At 40.3% G+C, this 707-nt stretch carries 2 protein-coding genes; both read right to left on the bottom strand.

All coding sequences use genetic code 11. From position 1 onward, the window contains the following. Window positions 1-145: 145 nt before the first annotated feature. Window positions 146-505: a hypothetical protein gene (locus tag D1831_RS14275; protein ID WP_125073459.1), complete on the bottom strand. Its 360-nt coding sequence runs from the start codon at window positions 503-505 to the stop codon at window positions 146-148. A gap of 9 nt (window positions 506-514) precedes the next feature. Next, window positions 515-707 (bottom strand): hypothetical protein (locus D1831_RS14750; RefSeq protein ID WP_225422915.1); only part of this gene is annotated, 193 nt, incomplete at its 5' end.

Raw genomic sequence — 707 nt, 5'->3', positions numbered from 1 at the left:
ATATAATTATACTACAACTACTTCAAACTAATGATTGGTTGAAGAAAATCCGCGTATAAACAAAAACTATGGCCGCCTAGAATTGTCTAAACTAACCATAGTTAAAGTCGATGCGCTTAATTTCAGCCACCGTATCAGTATTTTTTTACCACCGTCGCCGATCGCGTTCATTTTTTACCGCGTGACTGACCCGGTCACGGGCGTCTGGAATATTATCCCGGGCATCGGGAACGTGTTTACGGGCACTTCCAACGTGGTCACGCGCATCCGCAACAAAGAACGGCTTCTTTCTATGAGTCGTCGTAGCGGAACTACCACTTCCCCCAAAGAATACCTTCACTAAAATAGCCAGAAAGATAATTCCCAGTAGCCACTGAATCCCGGCAACAACAAAACCAATCAATAGCTGTACTAGGCCGATCATCCACAATACCACGTGCCAAATCAACACGATACCAAGAATGACAGGTACACTAATGCCCAATATTTGTAACGTCTTTTTCATTTGATTTACCTATTTGCTAAAAATTACTTTTTGTTTTTTATTTTGAGCTTTGGTTAATAAATAATTACCACCATCATCCGTATTGATGAAGTAGCCAATATAACGCGCCTTATAGATTTCCTGATTAGCCGTAGAATTGCTCAATTCCATTGAGTTTTTCCACGTATGGTAACCAAAGACTCCCTTAGTTAAATTACTATAC

Origin of the sequence: Lactiplantibacillus garii (genome assembly GCF_003885105.1) — a bacterium.
GTDB classification, from domain to species: Bacteria; Bacillota; Bacilli; order Lactobacillales; family Lactobacillaceae; genus Lactiplantibacillus; species Lactiplantibacillus garii.
Note: the sequence above shows the minus strand (reverse complement) of the source record. Positions and strands in the feature narration are given on the sequence as shown.